9 protein-coding genes are annotated in these 20976 nt (G+C 46.1%); 1 reads left to right on the top strand and 8 read right to left on the bottom strand.

Annotated elements, in window-relative coordinates; translation table 11 throughout:
- The 5 genes from OO016_RS07000 to OO016_RS06980 all read right to left on the bottom strand — a co-directional run.
- Positions 1–752: hypothetical protein (locus OO016_RS07000; RefSeq protein ID WP_266011906.1), on the bottom strand; the 752-nt coding region annotated here is incomplete at its 3' end.
- Positions 753–1229: 477 nt separating this feature from the next.
- Complete coding sequence (locus OO016_RS06995; RefSeq protein WP_266011905.1) at positions 1230–2948, bottom strand: Ig-like domain-containing protein; 1719 nt, start codon at positions 2946–2948, stop codon at positions 1230–1232.
- A gap of 309 nt (positions 2949–3257) precedes the next feature.
- Positions 3258–5267, bottom strand: a complete 2010-nt coding sequence (locus tag OO016_RS06990; protein WP_266011903.1) for an OmpA family protein — start codon at positions 5265–5267, stop codon at positions 3258–3260.
- 15 nt (positions 5268–5282) lie between these two features.
- Positions 5283–6236, bottom strand: coding sequence for a PorP/SprF family type IX secretion system membrane protein (locus OO016_RS06985; RefSeq protein ID WP_266011901.1), 954 nt, complete (start codon positions 6234–6236; stop codon positions 5283–5285).
- Between the two features lie 13 nt (positions 6237–6249).
- Positions 6250–10422 carry a CLIPPER-2 domain-containing protein gene (locus OO016_RS06980; protein WP_266011899.1) on the bottom strand — a complete coding sequence of 1391 codons (4173 nt, stop codon included), beginning with the start codon at positions 10420–10422 and terminating at the stop codon, positions 6250–6252.
- 387 nt (positions 10423–10809) lie between these two features.
- Here OO016_RS06980 and OO016_RS06975 point away from each other — a divergent pair, with 387 nt between their 5' ends.
- Positions 10810–12399, top strand: coding sequence for a peptide chain release factor 3 (locus OO016_RS06975; RefSeq protein WP_266011897.1), 1590 nt, complete (start codon positions 10810–10812; stop codon positions 12397–12399).
- Positions 12400–12484: 85 nt separating this feature from the next.
- Here the strand turns inward: OO016_RS06975 and OO016_RS06970 are convergent, their stop codons facing one another.
- Genes OO016_RS06970 through rpoB form a run of 3 tightly spaced genes read right to left on the bottom strand, consistent with a single transcriptional unit; the run spans position 12485 to position 20954 of the window.
- On the bottom strand, positions 12485–12796 hold the full coding sequence (locus OO016_RS06970; RefSeq protein WP_266011895.1) for a DUF3467 domain-containing protein: 312 nt from the start codon (positions 12794–12796) through the stop codon (positions 12485–12487).
- A gap of 7 nt (positions 12797–12803) precedes the next feature.
- Positions 12804–17102: a DNA-directed RNA polymerase subunit beta' gene (gene rpoC, locus OO016_RS06965; RefSeq protein WP_266011893.1), complete on the bottom strand. Its 4299-nt coding sequence runs from the start codon at positions 17100–17102 to the stop codon at positions 12804–12806.
- 42 nt (positions 17103–17144) lie between these two features.
- Positions 17145–20954, bottom strand: a complete 3810-nt coding sequence (gene rpoB / locus OO016_RS06960) for a DNA-directed RNA polymerase subunit beta (RefSeq protein WP_266011890.1) — start codon at positions 20952–20954, stop codon at positions 17145–17147.
- Between the last annotated feature and the right edge of the window lie 22 nt (positions 20955–20976).

The raw sequence follows: 20976 nt of genomic DNA, 5'->3' as shown, positions 1-20976 counted from the left end.
TTGCCGTTGTCGGCCAATGTAGAGATTGAGGTATCGGTAATGGTCGTTACGTTTCCACCGGCATCGGTAAAGGTGTAGGTACCATCAGTATTGTCTACCAGGGATACTGTGCCTGCAGCTGCGTTGATCTCATCGATCGCATCCTGTACATTGGTAGCAGTAAGCCCGCTTGTGGTATTGTTATATATTACCTCAGCAGCGGTCTGATCATCAGTTCCTATTAAACCTGAAAGATCCACCGTCTGCGTATTACCATTTTCCAGGGTTAGTGTCAGAATATTACTGGCATCCAGGTTGAAAGTTGTTATGGTCTGGTCGTCTGTATTATCCAGATAAGGCGTTAAATCAACGGTACCCCCGTCTTCGAGGGTAAGGATATTCCCGGCCAAACCAATGGTCTGGTCATCTGTACCAGTATTACTAAGGGTAGAGAGATCTACGGTAACCGTATTTCCATTTTCAATCTGAAGTGTAAGAATGTTAGAAGCACTGTCAAAGCTGAAGTTCTGCAATTGCTGGTCGTCGCTGGAAGTCAGTTCCCAGGAATCACCATCCCAGAAATAGATAGTCCCGGTATTGGTATTGACATAGATATCTCCTATATCCGCCCCCGAAGGTGTGGTAGCCCCTGCTGAGGTCACCGCAGTTCCGCTAAGTACTTCACAATTACACTGGTCCTGCAAGGTCACAGTGGTCTGGGAGTACGCGAAACTGGATATCAGAAATAATAAGATTAAAATTCTTTTATCCATGGTACTATCTTTTCTTGTAATCGAATACCCCTCAAATTCAGGAGGCGTATTGGTCTTTTTTGATTTGGTTAATCATTTCAATTAGCATCCCGATTTCACACGAAAAATCCGGGATTTCTACGGTTTCATGGGTACTGGCATAGTCCCGGTACCTTAGAGGCCACCGGGACCATATTGGTCCGAAACTTTCCGCTTTATTGGTCAAGTTGCTCATTATTTGAGTGTTATACGTATCCAAAATGGTGTAAACACTAGTATAACAACGTACAAAATTAGGTTTATAGCTACCCCAGGGAAATAATTGTTGTGTAAGTGGTTTTTAGTAGTGTCTAGGGTATAAAAGCTGAGGTGTTCATCGAAAAAACCTCCATTTATTTGGAAAATTCGTTGGTCGATCAGCTCAATTGTAATGGGGTTTGCAGGGAGGTAGATGTAAGAAAACACCTAAAATAAAGGCTGTAACAGCCTCATTTGGAGCTAGTCCTGATTTACTCGGTAAGTAATACGTCTGTTTGTGATAATGCCGCCTGTCCTGACAGTGAGGTTGACCACTGCTGTATCACATAAGCCATGCGAATCACACACCTCATAGGTAAATGTATCGGATCCAATAAATCCCGGGTTGGGAACATAGGTAAAACTTCCATCTGCAAAAAGGGTGAGTGTTCCGTTGGTTGCATTGACTACTGGAGTTGTATTGACGGATAAGGTATCACCGGGGTCGCTATCCGGATCGTTTGTGATAACCCCTGATGCCGGCTCATTGAGAGTATTATTAGAGACCAGCGTATAGGAATCATTTTGGGGACAGGGGATACTCCATACACCAAGGATATCCGCATTATCTACAGTTGGGTTACATCCCAGTAGTGGAGCAATCCCTAACTGGTAATCACCGGGTGTATCAATCACTACCGAATCCATGGCTATGCCGCTAATTGTATCCAGGCCATTGGCAGGGAATACAACACCTGGCGTAAGGGAATACCAGGTATATTCAGCGCTTGCAGAATAGAATTCTGCCTGCAGGGTACGCGTTTCTCCCGTTGCACAGGAATCAAAAGCACCAGGATCAACTATAGCGGTATTTACCTGCGAATTAGTTGCACTTCCGAGGAAATCCAGAGGACCCACGAAATCTTTTAAAGCCGAAGCAAATGAAGTAGATGTTCGTGATTTAGGCAATACGGCACTGAAAGGCGAATCACAGGCAGCTCCTGGTCCAAATAGAGCCCGGGGATCGAAACCAAGCTGTGTAAAATTCACTGCTACCTCGGCAAAATAATCCTGATTGAAATTTGTAGAATATCCCGAAGTGTTTGTAGTACCCCAGGGTGGGCCCTGCATTGCAACGGAATTAACGTTGCTTAGAAGGCTACCAGGTGGAACGACGATCTGTCCATATCCATAAGTACTACCTCCATCAATATTGGAACCCCAAACAAAGGTAGAAGTACCTCCGGGAGATGATCCCGGGTTAAATATGGATCGATCGACCCATAGGCGTACCTCAACTCCAGAAACGCCTCCCCCGCTATAGGAAAAGCCAATTACCATATCCCCTATCTGCGTAACATTACCTGACCCATCGAATTCCCAGGCAGTATGGCCTTCCTGAGTACCTGAATTAGTAAAACCGGAACCACTGGCCTGTATTTCTGATACAAATAATTCAAAATCTACAAAGTGGTTCCCTGAAGACGAGAGGGTGGAGATCATAAGATTTACCCACAGGTCGTCCGTAACGTCTACCCCATCCCTGCGCATATGAACAGCAGCGTCAACAATATCTGTTTTATTAGGTACCGTACCTGAAGCTGTAGTCCATGCTGTTTGGGGGTTATCACCGTTACCCCCTGCTGTAAAAGTTGTCAAATCATTGGATATACTACTAACATAATCACGACCATATCGGGCACTGTACCATAAATAGCCATTGTTTGAAGAGTAATTAGGAATGCTTTGGCGCAGGTCAAATGCAATGTTATTGCCGGCCGCCAGCTGGGCTGCATAGCCCATAGCGGTTGCTGTAGCCTCATCGATTACCCCTGCTCCCGTTATGCCATTATAAAACCAGTCGTCCGTACCAGCGCCTGAAGTGGCGTCCCCCGAGTATGCATCAGCTTCCACGCCGAAATTAGCACCAACGCCTACCTGGCTGAATCCCATTACAGGTATAAAAAGGAGAATTATCAACCAAATAGATATTTTGGCCAACCCGGCTCTAAAAGAGGTCTGTTTTAAATAAAAATAATCTGCTATCATTTACAAGGCGCTTGACACTGATCCGAAAATGCAGATTTTCAGATATTACAAAACTGAAGGTTTCAATTGCCTTATTAAAATAATTGTTGTGTACGCGGCATATTTGCCTGTGAAGAAACAGATTACGTAGGGGTGATCATAAAAAAACCCTGAGAAATCACCTATCTTTTCGTCGATCAAACCCTGAAAGCAGGGTCTTTCTGGCTTGCTAAAAACGGCGACTTATAAGTAGGATGTTGCCTATTCCCCGCAGATGATGAATTCGGTGCGCCGGTTCTTTTCGTGTTCCTTATCCGAACATCTTACACCATTGGGGCAATCCGGATTGGCCAGCTGGCTTTCTCCATACCCTTCGGCTTCTAACCTGGAAGGACTGATTTTATCAGAATTAGCCAGGATATAGTCCACAGTAGCCTGCGCTCTTCTTCGCGAGAGATCCATATTGTAAGCATCTGGTCCCTGGGCATCGGTGTGAGCCTTGAGTTTGATGTTGAGGCTGGGATATTTCTCCATTATCGCAATAACCAGTTCAATCTGTGGTTTGGCATCATCGCGGATTATATCCTTGTCAAAATCAAAATAAATAGTGCTTCTTAGCTCCGGTATCAATACAGATAAATCATCACCACAGGTAACCTCATCCCGCTCCAGGTAAAAATCGATTATTCTTGGTGGACGGCATTTTCCTCTTTCCAGGAATTCCTCTGCCGGAGTATACCCTTCTGCCTGGGCCCGAACGAAATTCAACTTATAACGGTCCAGGGTAAGGCTGTACTGCCCGTTTTCGTCAGTGAAGGTGCTGAGGATTTCCTCATTTTTATCATTGATTACTTTAATTGTAGCTCCAATCAGTAATTCATTGGTTACTTTGTCACGTACCGTTCCCGTTACGGTTTGAATACATTCAGGTGCTTTGGTAAAGGTGTAAATGTCGTCATAACCCTTTCCTCCTTCACGATTGGAGGCAAAATAGCCTAAGCGCGTATCCTCGTTGATCACCAGGCTGAAGTCGTCCATATTACTGTTTATGGGTTCTCCAAGGTTCTCAACCGGGCTTTGTGGCCTGTCTGCCTCAATCTTTGTGGAAAAAACATCCAGTCCTCCCAGCCCGGGATGCCCGTCTGAGGAAAAGTAAAGGATACCTTCACTGCTCACAAAGGGAAAGGTTTCCCGTGCTCCCGTGTTAATGTTACCTTTAAGTGGCACGGGGTCTTCGGTGATGCTGCCATCCTCATTTATGGATACCACATACAGATCGGATTCAACCGATGGATTATGCCTGTCTGAAGCAAAGTATAACTTACGCTCATCAGGGCTCAAAGCCGGATGCGCAGTAGAGAAGGCGTCTGAATTTATGGGCAGATCGTCCTCCACCACCCATTCATCATCCTTTAACTGAGCTCGATATATTTTTAGCCTGACCACACCCTGCTTGTCCCCTACAATCCTGCCACTCCTGTAGTTATTTCCTGTAAAATACATGGTCTTTCCATCCTTGGTGAATATGGATGAAGATTCGTGCACACGTGTAGTAAAATCAGTATCAAGGTGAAATTTAGCAGGTTTATCCTGGGATGCACTGTCTACATTAATCTTGTACAGGTCCAGGAAATCCATGGCATTCCAGGTGTGGCGATATCTTGCGAGGTTACCTGTATCCCTGTCCGATGAAAAGATCAGGCCCTCCTTGTAAAATGAGGGCGCCAGGTCCGAATACTCGGAATTGATATCCATATCCAATTCGGCTAGCGAATACCTGCCTTTAGCCGCTTCAATGGCATCCAAATAGTCCTGTCCCTTCAGAAAATTGCTGGCCCTGCCATCATCAGCAACCATCCCGGCAAATTCCTGCATTACGCCATCAGATTTTTCATATTCTCCCAGAGACTTCAGGCTTTGGGCATACTTGAAATAATACTCAGGACCAACCACTCCTGGTTGGTCTTTGTAATTTTCGATCAGCATTTCGTAGTTCCTCGCGGCTTTCTTATAAGCAGCATTGAAATAATAGGAATCACCAACCAGCTTCAGCATATTGGGCGTCATATACTGGTTCTGATTCTTGGACAGCACAGCCTCGTAAATATCAATGGAAATGCTGTAAGATTTGTCCTGGAACTGGCGGTCTGCCTTATTCAGGTATTTTTTAAGTCGTGCCGAATCCCGGGCTGTCAATGGTTCCTCCTGTGCCTGGGTTGATGTCAACAGGCAGGAAAAGATCAGTAAAACAGGTAATATCTTTTTAATCATAACAACCATTAGGAATTAAAAGAATCGCGGTGATACAAGCCGATTGAAAGATCTGATCAGTTCAAACCTCAGGAACACCTCGAAAGAGCCATCATTAAATGCCGTGCTGCCCAATTCGGTAGTTTCCCGGTCGTATGCCAGTCCAATCATCAGCTGATCGCTGATTTGAAAACCAAACAAGGCGCTTACTGCAGCGTCCCACCTGTAGGCAGCGCCCAGTGAAAATTTCTCATTAAAGAGGAAACTGGCCGAAAGATCCAACTGTATAGGAGCCCCGCTTACTACCTTGGTTAGTAATGCAGGTTTAAATTTGGTATTGTAGCTCAGGTCAATAACGTAACCTGTAATTAGGTAAAAATTGATTCGCTCTGCAGATAAAAACTGCACCGAGTTGGCATCCCGTTGCGAATTATCAAAATAATCAGACTCAAACAAATTAGGAGCAGAGATACCTGCATAGAATACATTGGTATGGTAATAAAGGCCGAGGCCAATATTAGGCGAAAAGTTATTTTCAATATTATTGCCCTGTATCGGTTCATTATCAAAATTGCGCAAGCCCTCAAAATCAAGGTTCAGCAGGCTACCGCCAGCTTTTAAACCAAAAGAGAGTTTTCCTTCCCGGGAAACATCCAGAGTGTAGGAAAGCACGGCATCAAAATAGGTTTCCTGCACCACCCCATCCCCTATATTATCGTTCACAACGGAAATACCATAACCCAGTTTGCTATTGCGGATAGGCGAGTGCAAATTGAGGGTCTGAGTTTTGGGTGCACCGTCTAATCCAACCCATTGGGATCGGTATAGCGCAGCTATACTCAATTGCCCACGAGAGCCCGCATAAGCAGGGTTTACACTCATGGTATTGTACATATATTGGGTGTATTGTGCATCCTGCTGGGCATACAATCCTGTGAAAACGGACCCAACAATGAATACAAGGGCAAATAGTTTATTTCTAAAGGTCATAGGCTGTTCTTAGTTATTGGCTTATGTACAGATACCCCTTGTCTGTAATATTTTTCTGATCTCTCTGGTACTCAAAGATATAGAAATATACTCCGGCGGGAAGATAGTCATTGACGCTTATGGTAGATCTACCTCTGGACCTGCCATCAAAAACATTGGTCAGGTTATTGTAATTATTTCCTTCGTAGACAACTACTCCCCAGCGGTTGTAAATCTTCAACGAATTGTTCAGGGCGGCCTGTACTCCACGGATAAACAGGAAGTCATTCCTTCCATCACCATTGGGCGTTACCATCTGATTTACCTCTATTTCCACTGAAGAAGTATCCAGGTTAATCACCGTTGGATCATCTGGTTCCCCGTCATCATTGGCATCAAAATCAGTTGGGTTGTTCGGGTCGTCCGAATCGTCTGTTACCGCTCCTGCGGCACTATCGCCGTCAACCGTCGCCGTATTAATAAAGACGCCAGTGCTAACATCGGCCGCAGTAATCTGATGTTCTGCGGTTACCGTTGCAGTTTCTCCTGGATTTAATGCCGAAACAGGAGATCCGGAAGTAATTATCGCATTGGGATCCGATACCACAAGGTTCTGCAGAATCAAGTTACCGGTGTTGATTACCGTGAGCGTATAAGTTACGGTTTCGCCTGCCTCGCTAAACGTTGGACTGTCTGCAGCCTTAAGCAATGATACGGAAGCTACCTGCTCAATACTGGTGACGGTTGGATCATCAGGATTGCCATCACCATCAGAATCCTCATCAGTTGGATTGTCAGGATCATCAGACAAACTGCTGATGGGGTCCCCATCCGGTACATCTGCCATCACAAAGGCCGAATTGCTGAAACTGCCATTTTCAATATCCTGCTGGGTCAGGGTATAACTAGCAGTAAATGTGGTGCTGTCTGACTCCCTGGGTTCCAGGGTAGCGATCGGACCTCCGCTTACGTTAACCAGTGGATCTGTCACCTCAATGTTGCTCAGGGTAATAGTACCTGTATTGGTCACAACAAAAGTATAGCTTATGGTTTCACCTGCCTGGAAGATACCATCTCCGTTTTCATCATTGAAAGTATCGATCTTCAGCAAGGTAATGCCTGCAAAACCTAATGGTGGATCTCCGAAATCCGTGACAGTTGGATCATCCGGGTTGCCATCACCATCAATATCGCGATCTGTAGGATTGTCCGGATCATCAGACAAACTGCTGATTGTCTCCCCATCCGGCACATCCGCAAATACGGTGGCGCTATTGGTAAAGCTGCCGTTTTGAATATCTTCCGCAGTTATGGTGTAAACTGCCGTAAATGTTGTGCTATCCGATTCACCTGGCTCCAGGCTTGCAATTGGCCCTCCTGTAACAGTCACCAAAGGATCGGTTACCGTGATGTTACTCAGGGTTATATTACCAGTATTGGTTACGGTAAAAATATAGCTGATTGTTTCCCCTGGTTGTACTTCACCATTGCCATTTTCATCATTGAAAACATCAACCTTGAGCAGGGTAATATTGGGCATTACCGGCGGAGTGCCGAAATCTGTCACAGTTGGATCATCAGGGTTGCCGTCCCCGTCAATATCCCTGTCTGTAGGATCATCAGGGTCGTCAGATAAGCTACTTATTGGCTCGCCATCTGGTATATCAGCGCTAACAGTTGCACTGTTTGTAAAATTACCGCTATCCAGATCCTGCTGGGAAATGGTATATACAGCGGTAAATGTTGTATTGTCCGATTCACCTGGCCCAAGGCTTGCAAGTGGGCCACCAGAAACCGTTACCAGGGGATCTGTCACAGTGATATTTTCCAAAGAAATATTTCCGGTATTGGTAACCGTAAAGATGTAGCTAATGGTTTCCCCGGCCTGATACTCCAAATCCCCATTCTCATCGTTAAAAACATCTACTTTGGTAAGTGTAATATTTGGCGACGCCACAAATGGATCCAGATAATCTGGTGTTCCGTCCTCGTCTGAATCATCGTTGGTTGGATCGCCATCGTCATCTACGTCTTCATCCGGGGTATCAATACCATCCCCGTCATCATCAATGTCACGGTAGTTTACATCCTCGGTACCATCCGTATCAGGAAGGTCGTTGGCCGGGTCGTCGATCTCATCGTTGACATCAAAGCCATCGTTTACATCGCTGCCCTCATAGCCATCATCCAGCCCGTCACCATCCGTATCGGTTCCCGTGTACTGCTGATCCGGGATACCATCAAAGTTAAAGTCGTTCCCTTCATTGTTATCGGCTACCAGGTCGTTGTCCGTATCGGCATCCAGGTAATCTACCTCGTCCGTGCCGTCTGTGTTGACTGGCGTGATTCCCTCATCGCCTGATCCCTCATAAGCATCGTCCAGACCATCATTATCGCCGTCCTGTCCCGTAGGCGGAATGTAACCCGCAGTGGTCTGTGCCTCTACGTTATCTGGAATTCCATCGTCATCTGAGTCGATGTCCAGGTGATCAGGTTTGCCGTCCCCGTCGCTGTCAAGAGGATCGGTTAACGGATCGTCGTCTCCATCCAGGTTAGGGTCTTCCACTGTATCCAGGATACCATCATTGTCATCATCGATGTCTATTGCATCCGGCACACCATCATCATCCGTATCAGGACCATTGGGAGTATCCGGATCCAGGTAGTCTGGTGTTCCGTCCTCGTCTGAATCATCGTTGGTTGGATCGCCATCCTCATCTACGTCTTCATCCGGGGTATCAATACCATCACCGTCGTCGTCAATGTCACGGTAGTTTACATCCTCGGTACCATCCGTATCAGGAAGGTCGTTGGCCGGGTCGTCGATCTCATCGTTGACATCAAAGCCATCGTTTACATCGCTGCCCTCATAGCCATCATCCAGCCCGTCACCATCTGTATCGGTTCCCGTGTACTGCTGATCCGGGATACCATCAAAGTTAAAGTCGTTCCCTTCATTGTTATCGGCCACCAGGTCGTTGTCCGTATCGGCATCCAGGTAATCTACCTCGTCCGTGCCGTCTGTGTTGACTGGCGTGATTCCCTCATCGCCTGATCCCTCATAAGCATCGTCCAGACCATCATTATCGCTGTCCTGTCCCGTAGGCGGAATGTAACCCGCAGTGGTCTGTGCCTCTACGTTATCTGGAATTCCATCGTCATCTGAATCGATGTCACGGAAATTCGGATACGAATCGCTATCAGAATTTATGGGAGTAATACCCTCCCCTGATCCCGGAGAATTTTCATAATGATCATCCAATCCGTTACCGTCACTGTCTACTCCGCAAGGAGCCTGGAAACTTTCTGTATCCTGAGCTTCAACATTATCCAGTATACCATCGTTGTCTGAATCGATATCCCTGAAATCAGGATGGCCATCACCGTCCGTATCTAGTGGCGACAATCCTAAATCAGGAAAATAGCCACTTCCGCAGGGGCCTAATTTATCACCATGATCCAAATGTGCGCGGACTGCTGCCGGTGCAACGGTTATTTCGTGGAACCCGTTTCTTGGATTATTCGGGCTTTTATCTTCTTTATGGCATAGGGTTACCTTGTCCTTGCCCTTATACTTTGTATCAGGGCCATTATAGTCACAAACCTCACCATTACTTTCATAGGCATCATCCAGTCCATTGCCATTCGCATCCTCCCCGGATGGCGCCTCGTAGAATCCGGCACTCTGTGCTTCAATATTATCCAGGATCCCATCATTATCCGAATCAATGTCGCGATAATCCGGTATCCCATCTCCATCCGTATCTACAGGCTCTAAACCATTACAGCTACCAGGTGTTTCTTCGTAGTTGTCATCTAAACCATTTCCATCCGCATCCACGCCAGCCGGAGCGATATAATTCACCCCCTGTGCCTCCAGATTGTCTATGATGCCGTCATTATCAGAATCCACATCCAGGTAATCTGGAATCCCATCATTGTCTGTATCAGTAGGATTGGTAGTTGGGTTGTTATCCCCATCGGCGTTCAGGTCTTCTGTTGTATCAATGACTCCGTCGTTGTCATCATCAAAATCGCTTTGATCCGCAACTCCGTCCCCATCTGTATCTGCATAGGGAAGGTTGTAATCCAGAGTGTTGGCATAAGTAGTTTCTGAAGTACTACCTAATAGAAAAACAACACAAATAAATGTGGCGATTCTCCGAAGGGTAATCCAGAAGATATGCTGGCGTAAAGGTTGTTCCATACCTGATAGTTTTGATAAACTTATCACCATACATGCTGTAGGAAAATTCTCTTTAAGAGCTTGGGGAAACTCTTTAGCAAAGTGCAATATAGATACAATATTCCTACCATCAAATGGATTAACAACCAAACTTTTAAGAACTTCTTCTAAACACCTGTATCTTCGATGAAGTGGACTATTCCGTGATTTTTACCCCATATTTTAAAGCTCATTTTTGCGCTAAGAAATTTTTCAGTTTCGGTAAGAAGTTTAAGAATATCGATCAGTGGTATCCGCTAATTTCAGGTGGACAATGGTCTTTGATTTCTTCAATGAACACCTGATTAGCTTTTAATTATACAAGTGATCTTCGCATTAATTGATGTATTTTTGCACAAATTTTTTTGCATGAGTTTTGAGGCAGAAATCGCGAAGCGGAGAACGTTTGGAATCATTTCCCACCCCGATGCCGGGAAAACCACCCTTACCGAAAAACTGTTACTTTTTGGTGGAGCAATACAGGAAGCTGGGGCAGTAAAAAGCAATAAGATCAAGAAATCTGCCACCAGCGATTTCATGGAGATTGAGCGACAGAGGGGGATCTCAGTAGCTACCTCTGTTCTGGCTTTTTTATACAAGGGCAAAAAGATCAATATCCTGGATACGCCCGGTCACAAGGACTTCGCAGAGGATACGTTCCGAACGCTTACCGCCGTGGATAGTGTCATTGTGGTCATTGACGTGGCCAAGGGGGTTGAGGAACAGACAGAGAAACTGGTAGAAGTCTGCCGTATGCGAAACATCCCCATGATTGTTTTTATAAACAAGCTGGACCGGGAAGGTAAAGATGCCTTCGACCTGCTGGATGAAGTAGAGCAAAAACTGGGGTTGCAGGTTACGCCCCTTAGCTTTCCCATCGGCATGGGTTACGATTTTAAGGGTATCTACAATATATACGAGCAGGGCATCAACCTTTTCAGCGGGGACAGTAAAAAGCATATCGAAGAAAGCATATCCTTCTCTGATATCCAGAGTCCGGAACTGGAAAAGATAATAGGCACTTCTGCGGCAGAAACACTAAGGGATAACCTGGAATTGGTAGAAGGTGTATATCCCGCCTTCGATAAGGAAGCCTATTTAAAAGGTGAACAACAACCTGTATTTTTTGGTTCGGCCCTGAACAACTTTGGGGTACGTGAATTACTGGATTGCTTTATAGAAATTGCGCCTGCACCACGTGATAAGAAGGCAGAGGAACGTATTGTAAAGGCGAATGAAGAAAATCTTACAGGGTTTGTGTTTAAGATCCACGCCAATATGGACCCTAAGCACCGCGACAGGCTCGCATTTGTCAAGATTGTTTCAGGAACCTTTGAACGCAACAAACCCTACCTGCATGTACGACACAACAAGAAGCTCAAGTTCTCCAGTCCCAATGCCTTTTTTGCCGAGAAAAAGGAAATTGTGGATACTTCTTACCCGGGAGATATCGTGGGATTACACGATACGGGGAATTTTAAGATTGGTGATACCCTGACCGAGGGGGAAATCCTGCATTACAAAGGAATTCCCAGTTTCTCCCCGGAGCATTTTCGATATATCAACAATGCAGACCCGATGAAAGCCAAGCAGTTGGCCAAGGGAATAGACCAGTTGATGGACGAGGGGGTGGCCCAGCTTTTTACCCTGGAGATGAATGGCAGAAAGGTCATTGGAACGGTAGGAGCGCTGCAATATGAAGTAATTCAGTACCGACTGGAGCACGAATACGGAGCCAAATGCACCTATGAACCTTTTCCGGTACATAAGGCTTGCTGGGTAGATCCGGAGGATCCATCCAATGAAGAATTCAAGGAGTTTAAACGGGTGAAGCAGAAATTCCTGGCCAAGGATAAGCGCGGTCAACTGGTTTTCCTGGCAGACTCAGCCTTCTCATTACAAATGACACAGCAGAAATATCCCAGCGTAAAACTGCATTTTACTTCGGAATTTGATTAAATCGATTTTAACACTGTAGTTAGCTCGGACCTGAAATCTGGGGCATCCATAAAAAAAGCCGCGCAAGTTTGCGCGGCTTTTTTTATTATGCCTCTCCGGTAGGCCCGAAATTTATCGGGATCGGAGGTTGTTCATAATCCTTGATAGCTCCGTGGGCCTGTTCAAAGCGATTCACATTATCGCTGAGTGCCTTGAGGAACTTTTTGGCATGTTGTGGTGTCAGGATAATCCTGCTCTTCACTTTAGCCTTGGGCGCCCCGGGCATCATACTGATAAAATCGACCACAAATTCAGAAACAGAATGGTTGATGATAGCCAGGTTGGAATACACCCCCTCAGCTGTTTTTTCATCCAGTTCTATATTGATCTGTTTCTGTTTTTGCTCCTGTTCAGCCATTGGATCCTTAGAATTTCAGTTCTTCCTTGCGCGCCATGATCTCATCGTATTCCTCCTTGGAACCTACGATGATACTCTCATAATCGCGCATTCCGGTACCTGCAGGGATTCTGTGACCAACGATCACATTTTCCTTCAGGCCTTCCAGGTGGTCAACCTTTCCACTAACTGCAGCCTCGTTCAACACCTTGGTGGTTTCCTGGAAGGAAGCAGCCGAGATGAAGGATTTTGTCTGCAGTGACGCTCTGGTAATCCCCTGCAGGATAGGCGTAGCAGTAGCTGCTACCGCATCCCGGGCAGACACCAGGTTCTTATCTTCCCGCTTCAGGATGGAATTTTCATCCCTCAACTCCCTGGCGGAAACGATTTGTCCCGGTCTCAGATTTTCAGAATCACCGGCATCCTCAACCACCTTCATTCCAAAGATCTCATCATTTTCTTTGATGAATTCATCTTTGTGAACCAATTGGTTTTCAAGGAAGTGGGTATCTCCTGAATCTTCGATTCTCACCTTGCGCATCATTTGCCTAACCACAACTTCAAAGTGCTTGTCGTTGATCTTAACCCCCTGCAGTCGGTAAACTTCCTGAACTTCGTTCACAAGGTATTGCTGTACTGCAGATGGTCCTTTTATAGCCAGTATATCTTCCGGAGTGATTGATCCATCAGAGAGTGGCATACCTGCACGAACATAGTCGTTCTCCTGAACCAGTATCTGGTTGGAAAGCTTAACAAGGTATTTCTTCACCTCCCCTGATTTGGCTTCGATGATGATCTCACGGTTTCCACGCTTGATCTTACCGAATGAAACCACACCATCTATTTCCGAAACCACAGCCGGGTTAGATGGGTTACGTGCTTCAAAAAGTTCGGTTACCCTTGGGAGACCACCGGTAATATCACCAGCCTTGGCTGATTTTCTCGGGATCTTAACCAGGATCTTACCTTCCTTGATCTTCTCGTTGTCATCTACCATCAGGTGCGCACCAACCGGCAGGTTGTAAGATCGAAGCGTCTCATCTTTATTGTTCTTGATAAGAAGGGTTGGGATGAGTTTCTTATTCCTGGATTCAGAAATAACTTTTTCCTGGAATCCGGTTTGCTCATCTATCTCTACCTGGTAAGTCACACCCTGTTCAACATTCTCATAGGCAATCTTTCCGGTAAATTCAGAAACGATAACACCGTTATAGGGGTCCCACTGGCAGATCACGTCACCTTTAGTAACCTTTTTACCCGGTTTTACAAACAATTGAGATCCGTAAGGGATATTGTTAGTACTCAGGGTAATACCTGTTTTGGCATCTACCAGTTTAATTTCAGAAGTACGGGAGATTACAATATCAACAGGCTTGCCTTCACTGTTTTCTCCTTTCACAGTTCGCAGGTCTTCAATTTCGGCAACACCGTCAAATTTAGCCTCCAGTTTGTTGTCTTCTGAGATGTTTCCGGCAATACCTCCCACGTGGAATGTACGGAGGGTAAGCTGTGTACCGGGTTCCCCGATAGACTGGGCTGCAACTACCCCAACGGCTTCGCCTCGCTGCACCATTTTGTTGGTAGCCAGGTTACGGCCATAACATTTGGCACAAATACCTTTGGGCGCCTCACAGGTCAGTGCAGAGCGTACCTCAATCTTATCGATAGGGGAAGCCTCGATCTTCTTCACATCAGCCTCCAGGATTTCCTGTCCGGCTTCGAGGAGAAGTTCTTCGGTCAATGGATTATACACATCGTGCAGGGATACCCTTCCGAGGATCCTTTCCCCCAGAGTTTCCACAACTTCTTCATTCTTCTTGAGTGCTTCTACCTCGATTCCTCGAAGGGTTTCGCAATCTTCCATATTAACGATTACGTCCTGGGAAACATCAACCAGTCGACGCGTCAGGTATCCTGCATCTGCCGTTTTCAGAGCGGTATCCGCAAGACCTTTACGCGCACCGTGGGTAGAGATAAAGTACTCCAGAATGGAAAGTCCTTCCTTAAAGTTAGAAAGGATAGGGTTTTCAATAATCTCCCCACCACCGGCAGTAGATTTCTTAGGCTTCGCCATAAGACCCCGCATACCGGTAAGCTGCCTGATTTGCTCCTTGGATCCCCTTGCTCCTGAATCCAGCATCATATACACGGAGTTGAAGCCCTGCTGGTCTTCACGTATCCGTTTCATTGCCAGTTCAGTAAGCATGGCGTTCGTAGAGGTCCAAACATCGATCACCTGGTTGTATCTTTCGTTGTTGGTGATCAGACCCATATTATAATTCATCATGATCCCATCTACCTGTTCATTGGCATCCGCAATCATGTCGTGTTTCTCCTCGGGTATGATAATATCTCCAAGACTGAAGGAAAGTCCGCCCTTGAAGGCAAATTCATAACCCATAGTCTTGATCTTATCCAGGAATTCCGCTGTTGTAGGCACATCGGTAACGGCGAGTATCTTACCAATAATGTCCCTCAGGGATTTCTTGTTAAGTACCGCATTGACGAATCCAGCCTGCTCAGGTACCACCATATTGAACAGTACCCTACCAACAGTAGTTTCAACGATTTGGTTTACCAGTTCGCCCTCCTCATTGAAGTCCTTGGTCCTTACCTTAATCCCGGCGTTCAGGTCTACACGTCCTTCGTTGAAGGCGATTACCACCTCTTCATCTGAGTAGAAGGTAATGCCCTCTCCTTTAACAGGGTATTCCTTGGTAGACTTGCGTTCTTTGGTCATGTAGTACAATCCAAGTACCATATCCTGGGAAGGTACGGTAATTGGAGAGCCGTTGGCCGGATTCAGGATGTTGTGTGAAGCCAGCATCAGCAGTTGTGCTTCCAGGATAGCCTCAGGTCCCAGAGGAAGGTGTACCGCCATCTGGTCACCGTCAAAATCTGCATTAAATGCAGTACATACCAACGGGTGCAGGCGGATTGCCTTACCTTCTATCAACCTTGGCTGGAATGCCTGAATCCCCAGGCGGTGCAAGGTGGGGGCCCTGTTCAACAGAACCGGGTGACCTTTAAGCACATTTTCCAGGATATCCCAAACAACAGGCTCTTTTTTATCTATGATCTTTTTAGCGGATTTTACGGTCTTTACAATTCCCCTTTCAATCAGTTTACGGATCACGAAAGGCTTGTAAAGTTCGGCGGCCATGTCTTTTGGCAGACCACATTCGTAAAGGTTCATTTCCGGTCCAACCACAATAACGGAACGGGCCGAATAGTCTACCCTTTTACCAAGCAGGTTCTGACGGAAACGACCTTGTTTCCCTTTCAGTGAATCCGAAAGTGATTTTAACGGACGGTTAGATTCTGTCTTAACTGCAGAAGCCTTACGGGTATTATCGAATAGGGAATCCACAGCTTCCTGAAGCATCCGCTTTTCATTACGGAGGATTACCTCAGGGGCTTTGATTTCCATTAACCGCTTCAAACGGTTGTTCCTGATGATTACCCTTCTGTAAAGGTCATTAAGGTCAGAGGTTGCAAAGCGTCCTCCATCCAGGGGCACCAGTGGCCTTAATTCCGGTGGGATCACAGGTATTACCTTCATGATCATCCACTCCGGACGGTTCTCCCGGTTATCCTGAGACTCCCTAAGCGCTTCCACAACCTGCAGCCTTTTCAGGGCCTCGGTCTTACGTTGTTTGGAAGTTTCATTATTTGCCTTGTGGCGTAATTCGTAAGAAAGCTCCTTGAGGTCTATCCTGGATAGAAGGTCAATAAGACACTCAGCACCCATTTTTGCGATAAACTTGTTCGGATCGGTATCTTCCAGATACTGGTTCTCGGGTGGAAGCGTATCCAGAATATTGAGATATTCCTCTTCGGTGAGGAAATCCATTTTTTGGATCTCTTCTCCTTCCGGTCCTTTTGCCAATCCTGGCTGAATCACTACATACCTTTCGTAGTAGATGATCATGTCCAGCTTCTTGGACGGCAGCCCCAGCAGGTACCCAATTTTGTTGGGCAATGAACGAAAGTACCAGATATGAGCCACGGGGACCACCAGGTTGATGTGCCCCACGCGATCACGCCTCACTTTCTTCTCGGTTACCTCAACCCCACATCGGTCGCAGACGATACCGCGATAGCGAATACGCTTATATTTACCACAGGCACATTCGTAATCCTTTACAGGCCCGAAGATCCGCTCGCAGAACAGACCGTCGCGCTCCGGTTTGTGCGTACGGTAATTTATGGTTTCCGGCTTCAGGACTTCTCCCCTTGACTCGGCCAGTATGGCCTCCGGAGAAGACAATCCGATGGAAATCTTGTTAAACCTCTTTACAGCTGTGTTATCTTTAAGTCTAGCCATTAGAATATGGTGATAGTGTTATGTGTAAATCAAGAACTAAAATTATTCTTCCAATCGGATATCCAAGCCCAAACCTTTAAGTTCGTGCATCAGTACATTGAAAGATTCTGGTAAACCAGGTTCTGGCATAGATTCGCCCTTCACGATAGACTCGTAGGTCTTGGCCCGACCGATGACATCATCAGATTTCACGGTTAGGATTTCCCTGAGCGTGGATGAAGCACCATATGCTTCAAGGGCCCAAACTTCCATCTCTCCAAATCGCTGTCCCCCAAACTGGGCTTTACCACCCAGAGGTTGTTGCGTGATCAAAGAGTATGGTCCGATTGATCTGGCGTGCATCTTATCGTCAACCATGTGACCCAGTTTCAACATGTAGATTACCCCTACCGTTGCAGCCTGGTCAAAGCGTTCTCCGGTACCACCATCATAAAGATAGGTGTGCCCAAATTGCGGAATACCAGCTTCTTTGGTCAGGTTGTCAATTTCCTCAATTGTCGCACCGTCAAAAATTGGAGTAGCAAATTTCTTATCCAGCTTTTGTCCTGCCCAGCCTAACACGGTTTCATAGATCTGGCCGATGTTCATCCTGGACGGTACCCCAAGAGGGTTAAGTACGATGTCTACAGGAGTTCCATCTTCCAGGAAAGGCATGTCTTCCTGGCGAACGATACGGGCTACAATACCTTTATTACCGTGGCGACCGGCCATTTTATCACCCACTTTAAGCTTGCGCTTTTTAGCGATATAAACCTTGGCCAGCTTCATAATACCTGCAGGAAGTTCATCCCCAACGGAGATTGTAAACTTATCACGCCTCAGGTTACCCTGCAGGTCATTAAGCTTGATCTTGTAGTTGTGGAGCAGATCGGCTACCAAAGTATTAGTGGCCTTATCTGTAGTCCAGCTACCTCCCACCAAATGCGCGAAATCGTCCACAGCATTCAGCATCTTGATCGTATACTTCTTGCCTTTTGGCAACACTTCCTCTCCAAGGTCGTTCAGAACCCCCTGAGAAGTCTTCCCTCCAACAAGGCTAAAGAGTTTCTCTACAAGTACGTCCTTCAGTTCCTGGAATTTCACTTCGTATTCCAGTTCCAGCTTGTTGATCGCTTCCTTATCTTCAGAACGCTTTCTCTTGTCCTTGATAGACCTAGAGAATAATTTCTTGTCAATTACTACACCTCTTAGTGAAGGAGAGGCTTTCAGTGAAGCATCTTTAACATCCCCGGCTTTATCACCGAAGATGGCACGAAGCAGTTTCTCTTCCGGAGTAGGATCTGATTCTCCCTTAGGAGTAATCTTACCGATCAGGATATCACCAGGTTTTACCTCGGCACCAATACGGATCATACCGTATTCATCAAGATCCTTGGTAGCTTCCTCGGAAACGTTTGGAATATCGTTAGTCAATTCCTCGGCCCCCAGTTTTGTATCCCTTACTTCCAGGGCGTACTCATCAATATGAATAGAGGTAAAGATATCTTCCCTTACCACTTTCTCGGAAATTACAATAGCATCCTCGAAGTTGTACCCCTTCCATGGCATAAAGGCCACTTTAAGGTTTCTTCCCAGTGCCAGTTCCCCGGATTGGGTGGCATAGCCTTCACAAAGCACCTGTCCTTTTTTCACCTTATCCCCATTTCGTACAATAGGTTTCAGGTTGATACAGGTACCCTGGTTGGTCTTGCGGAACTTAACCAGTTCATACGTCTTGGAATCCTCGTCAAAGCTCACTAGGCGTTCTTTCTCTGAACGCTTGTACTTGATTATGATCTTTTCAGAATCCACATACTCCACTACTCCATCGCCTTCTGCATTGATCAGTACCCTGGAGTCTGAAGCCACCTGCATTTCCAGTCCGGTACCAACTATTGGTGACTGCGGACGAAGCAATGGAACAGCCTGACGCATCATGTTGGATCCCATCAAGGCCCTGTTGGCATCATCATGCTCGAGGAATGGGATCAGCGAAGCTGAAATAGAGGCGATCTGGTTGGGTGCCACATCCGTATAGTTAACCTCTTTGGGGTCAACCACCGGGAAGTCTCCTTCCTCTCGGGCAATAACCTTGTCGTCAATAATGGCTCCATTGTCTTTGAGTGGAATGTTAGCTTGAGCAATCTTCTGCCCTTCTTCTTCCTCTGCACTCAGGTAGATAAATTCCTTGGTATCTACCACACCTTTCTCGACCTTGCGGTAAGGGGTTTCCAGGAAACCAAGTGGATTTACCTTGGCAAATACCGAAAGGGAAGAAATCAGACCGATGTTAGGCCCTTCAGGGGTTTCAATCGGACACAACCTTCCATAATGGGTATAGTGTACGTCACGCACCTCGAAACCTGCACGTTCTCTGGACAGACCTCCTGGCCCAAGGGCAGAAAGACGTCTTTTGTGCGTAATCTCAGCAAGCGGATTGGTTTGATCCATAAACTGAGACAACTGGTTGGTTCCGAAGAAGGAATTGATTACCGAAGAAAGCGTTTTAGCATTGATCAGGTCAATTGGGGTAAATACCTCATTATCCCTTACGTTCATCCGCTCCCTGATGGTACGGGCCATACGGGCCAGTCCTACACCGAATTGGGAAGACAACTGCTCTCCCACGGTCCTCACCCTCCTGTTGGAAAGGTGGTCAATATCATCAATCTCCGCCTTGGAGTTGATTAGCTCAATTAAATATTTGATTATGGTAATGATATCGTCTTTGGTCAGTACCTGCTTGTCCATACCAATGTCCAGGCCTAACTTCTTATTCATCCGATATCGTCCCACTTCGCCCAGGTTGTAACGCTGGTCAGAGAAGAACAGTTTGTCTATTATGCCACGAGCTGTCTCTTCATCTGGTGGTTCTGCGTTACGCAACTGGCGGTAGATATGCTCCACAGCCTCCTTTTCGGAGTTGGTCGGATCCTTTTGCAGGGTGTTGTGGATAATCGCATAGTCGCTCTGGGCATTGTTTTCCTTGTGGAGCAAGATGGTCTTGACATCTGTTTCCAGGATCACGTCTATATGTTCCTTTTCCAGAACCGTATCCCTGTCCAGTACAATCTCATTACGTTCAATAGATACTACTTCCCCGGTATCTTCGTCCACAAAGTCCTCGTGCCAGGTATTCAATACCCTGGCAGCAAGTTTACGACCCAGTATTTTTTTCAGTCCGGTTTTGGTGACCTTCACCTCTTCAGAGAGGTCAAATATTTCAAGGATATCCTTATCGCGCTCGTACCCGATGGCGCGGAAAAGGGTAGTTACCGGCAACTTCTTTTTACGGTCAATATAGGCGTACATTACGCTGTTGATGTCCGTAGCAAATTCAATCCAGGATCCCTTGAATGGAATTACCCTGGCCGAATACAGTTTTGTTCCGTTTGCGTGGAAGGATTGGCCAAAGAATACCCCTGGGGAACGATGTAGCTGTGAAACCACAACACGTTCTGCTCCATTGATTACGAAAGTACCACTTGGGGTCATGTACGGGATAGTCCCGAGGTAAACATCCTGAACTATGGTTTCAAAGTCTTCGTGCTCCGGATCGGTACAATACAGTTTTAGCCTTGCTTTAAGGGGTACGCTGTAGGTAAGACCCCGCTCTATACATTCCTGGATAGAGTAACGGGGAGGGTCGATAAAATAATCCAGGAATTCCAGTACAAACTGGTTCCGGGTATCAGTAATTGGAAAGTTTTCCATGAAGGTGTTGTACAGACCTTCATTGCCCCTTTCGTCAGACTTGGTTTCAAGTTGAAAGAAATCTTGAAATGACTTAATCTGAATGTCCAAGAAATCCGGGTATTCCGGTATGTTCTTAGCGGATGCAAAATTTGTTCTCTCAATCTGTTTCGTGAACATCTATGGACAAGTTTTTGAACGT

Origin of the sequence: Lentiprolixibacter aurantiacus, from assembly GCF_026241225.1 — a bacterium.
Classification (GTDB): Bacteria; Bacteroidota; Bacteroidia; order Flavobacteriales; family Flavobacteriaceae; genus Lentiprolixibacter; species Lentiprolixibacter aurantiacus.
The sequence above is the reverse complement of the archived record's forward strand: the minus strand, read 5'-3'. Positions and strand labels throughout refer to the sequence as shown.